General features: G+C 65.6%; 3 protein-coding genes and 1 pseudogene. 1 reads left to right on the forward strand and 3 read right to left on the reverse strand.

The features are described from left to right. Together ACGVKB_RS10950 and menA are read right to left on the reverse strand one after the other, a co-directional pair. Positions 1-551: pseudogene (locus tag ACGVKB_RS10950) on the reverse strand (o-succinylbenzoate synthase); the annotation flags it as partial. Continuing rightward, entirely contained in the window at positions 551-1,498 is a 948-nt protein-coding gene (menA, locus tag ACGVKB_RS10955) for a 2-carboxy-1,4-naphthoquinone phytyltransferase (protein ID WP_392351772.1), read from the reverse strand. The gene menA and the pseudogene ACGVKB_RS10950, both read right to left, overlap by 1 nt. Positions 1,499-1,569: 71 nt before the next feature. On the opposite strand from menA, the gene ACGVKB_RS10960 reads away from it, so the two are divergent. Beyond that, the gene (locus ACGVKB_RS10960; protein WP_392351773.1) at positions 1,570-2,988 is read left to right on the forward strand and encodes an isochorismate synthase MenF; all 1,419 of its coding nucleotides are present in this window, start codon (positions 1,570-1,572) and stop codon (positions 2,986-2,988) included. Here ACGVKB_RS10960 and ACGVKB_RS10965 read toward each other — a convergent pair. Further along, the coding region (locus ACGVKB_RS10965) for an alpha/beta hydrolase family protein (RefSeq protein WP_392351774.1) at positions 2,947-3,379 on the reverse strand (433 nt) is incomplete at its 5' end. The genes ACGVKB_RS10960 and ACGVKB_RS10965 overlap by 42 nt on opposite strands.

Consider the following 3,379-nt stretch of genomic DNA (forward strand, 5'->3'; position numbering starts at 1 on the left):
GTGCTGCGGTCCCAGCCCCCATTGGCATCCAGCCGCAACTGAGCCGTTGGCGGCAACCGATCCAGCAACTGCTCCAGCCAGCTCCGCTCCTGCGCGTCCTGCTCCACCGCCACCTTCCATTTCAATGTCAGCGGGCTGGCGTCTTCGGCCTGGGCCAACAGCTCCGCCAGACGGTCCAGCATCCGCGCCCCGGAGGGCAGCAGCACCGCACTGGGAGGAGCCGGCAGCCAACCCTCATCGCAGGACGCACCAACCAAGCCCGCCAATTCGGCCAAGGCCGCTCCCACCCCGAAGGCCAGGGCCGGTGGCCAGTCCAGCAGCCTCTGCTCCAGTCCCTCCAGCGAAGGGGTCGATCCAATCCGCTGCAAGGCCTGGGCGCAGGCCGACCGCTCAACGCCTTCCAAAGGAGCGACTTCGCCCCACCCGAGCCGCCCATCCGCAGCCTGCAACCGCAGCAACCACCCGGCACGCTCCTCGATCACACCCGCAGCCGTCTGCAACGGACGGGTCAGGACGAATCGAAACGGACGAACCTGCAGCTCCAACACCATCAGCCCCAGGGGTGAAGCCCCGCGAGGGCCAGGCCAAACATGAGACCCAGACCATTGAAGGCCTGAAAGCGCAGCGCCAGAAATTTGCTGCCACTGATGCGATCCGGTTGGGCATGGTGCTGACCCAGCAGGCGGATCAACGCCCCACCGGGCAGCAGGGCCACAGCACTGAGCAACACCGTCGGTGGCCAGGCCCCGGTGAGCATCGGCCACCACTCCAGCGCCAGGGTGCCAACGATGAACCAGGGGATCAGGGCCGCCGACCGTGCCGTGCCCAGACGCACCACCGGCGAACGTTTGCCGTGGGCCGCGTCCTCCTCAACCTGATGGAAATGGGAGCAGAACAACACCAGGGTTGTCGCCAACGCCGGGCCACTGCCAAGCCGCACCGCCTCCCACCAGGGCACAACTTCAACGGCACCGGCGGGGGCCAGCACCAGCAGCGCAGCAGCCGTGGCAAACGGACCAAAGGCCAACCAGCAGAGCGGCTCCCCCAAGCCCCGGTAACCCAGACGGAACGGGGGGCCCTGATACACAAACCCCAAACCACAACAGACCAAGACCAGGCCCAGCACCACCGGCTGACTTCGCCAGGCCAGCCAGCCGATCAGCAACAACCCCAGCAGCAACGCCAAGGACGACAACCAGGCGATGCGATCGCGGCGGCCGGTGAGATTCACCACGGAATGGGGCTTGCCGACGGCATCCACCCCTGTCTCGGCATCAAAGACATCGTTGCTGAGGTTCTCCCACAGCAACAGCAAAATCGCCGCCAGCAGAAAGCCAAGCAATTGATCCCAACGCATGATCTGGCCGGCTCCGAGGCGCTCACCCGCCGCCAGCAGCACCGGCATCACGGCGACCGAATACATCGGCCATTTGATCGCCGCTGTCCAGAGACGGCGGCGCTGGGCGTAACGGGATGCAACAGCCTGCTGCTCTGACATGAGGGAGACCCCGCCAACGCGGAGGAGCACCCATACATTTGAGCAGTCCCTGCACGTTGTCTGCGCTGCGGATGCCGGCTGATTCCCGCTTCATCACTCTGGTGGATGCCGCCCGGCAGGCCTGGGAGCGGAGTGGCAGTGACGACAGCCTGTTCAGTCTTGCTGTGCCAGTTGAAGGGATCGATCCCTTACAGGCACTGCCTTCACTCGCCGAAGCCGAGTCCTTCCAAATGCTCTGGGATGGAGCACCAGGGCTCTGTTTCGCGGCGGCTGGCTGCACCCAGCAGCTCAACCTCAACGGCGCACGTCGTTTTGAACTGGCACAACGCTTCAGCGACCTCAGCCTGGCGCGTTTGATCGATGCCAGCCCAGACAGCCCGGCCCAGGCGCGGCCACGGGTTCTGCTCGCCTTCAGCTTTTTCGCCCAAAGCAGCGAACGCAACGCCGACATCGACGCGGTTCCGTCCGTGCAGGCGGTGCTGCCGCGGTGGCAACTCAGCCGTCAGGGCCGACGCGGTTGGCTGCGGATCATCGGCACCACCAACAGCGCCGCCGATGCCCGCGACCTCGCCGAACAGCTCTGGCTGAAACAAGCAGCCCTCCAACAACACTCTCGACACCAGCTCGACTCAGCCGCCAGCGTGTCGATCAGTGGCGCCTCCTCCCAGCAATGGCAGCAGCGCTACCGCACCGCCCTAGAACGCGGCCTCGAGCTGATTGAACAGGAACAGCTGCACAAGATCGTGCTGGCGGTGCGTCAATCCATCGACCTGACCACACCCTTTGATCCCCTGCCACTGCTTCGGCGTCTCCGGCGTCAGCAAGCGGGCAGCTGCCGTTTTCTCTGGCAGCGCAGCCGAGACGACGCCTTCTTCGGAGCCTCGCCGGAACGGCTGCTCAGCCTGCGGGGTGGCTACTTGCGAAGCGATGCCTTAGCGGGAACAGCGGGTCAGGGTGACGACGGGCAGGCGCTGCTCCGTTCCGACAAAGACCGACGTGAGCATGACCTGGTGGTGGAGACGATCACCACCCAATTGCGCCATGCCGGATTGACCCCTTGGAGTCGGCGTCGCCCGCAACTGGCCCGCCACGGCCATCTGACCCATCTGCATACGCCGATCAGCGCCGATGCCCAGGGCCATCCCCCCCTCAGCCTGGCCGAACAATTGCACCCGACGCCAGCCGTGGCAGGCCTGCCTCGACGCGAAGCGATGAACTGGCTGCGCACGTTGGAACCCTTTGAGCGCGGGAATTACGCCGCACCGCTGGGCTGGATCGATCGCGCCGGTGATGCGGAACTGCGCGTGGCCATCCGCTGCGGCCATGCCCATGGCCTGCGCCTGGATCTGACGGCTGGCGCCGGACTCGTGCGGGGGTCGATCGCTGACCGGGAACTCCAGGAAGTCGGACTCAAACTCGCCGTCCTCGCGGACCAGCTCCACCTGAGTTCAGAGATCGGGGAGGGAACGCAAACGCCACTCGAGCGATGACCGCTTGAGGTCATCGCCGAACGGCTCGGCGCGGCCCCCCAGGTGCGTGGCGAAGAAGGCCTCCACCAAGGCCGTCATGGCCAGCGCATTGCGGGGATTGGCGAGGCCATGACCTTCATCGGGGAAGACGACAAAATCCACCGGCAGATCTCGGGCTGCCATCGCCTCCGCGATGGTTTCACTCTCCTTGAGCTTCACCCGGGGGTCGTTGGCGCCATGGCCAAGCAGCAAAGGCCGCTGAATCCGAGCCACATGATTGATCGGGGAGATGGCGTCCAAATCAACCGATCCCACCCCGATCATCCGCTCAAACACCGGCCGGCCGATCGCCCAGTACGGCGGTAAACCAGCCAACAATGTGCGCAGATTGGACGGCCCCACCTCCGCCACG

The organism is Parasynechococcus sp., assembly GCF_042954325.1.
GTDB lineage: Bacteria > Cyanobacteriota > Cyanobacteriia > PCC-6307 > Cyanobiaceae > Parasynechococcus.

Bases quoted from the DNA above. Each gene is read 5' to 3' on its own strand.
- menA (WP_392351772.1), bottom strand. From the start codon at position 1,498: ATGTCAGAGCAGCAGGCTGTTGCATCCCGTTACGCCCAGCGCCGCCGT.
- ACGVKB_RS10960 (WP_392351773.1), top strand. From the start codon at position 1,570: ATGCCGGCTGATTCCCGCTTCATCACTCTGGTGGATGCCGCCCGGCAG.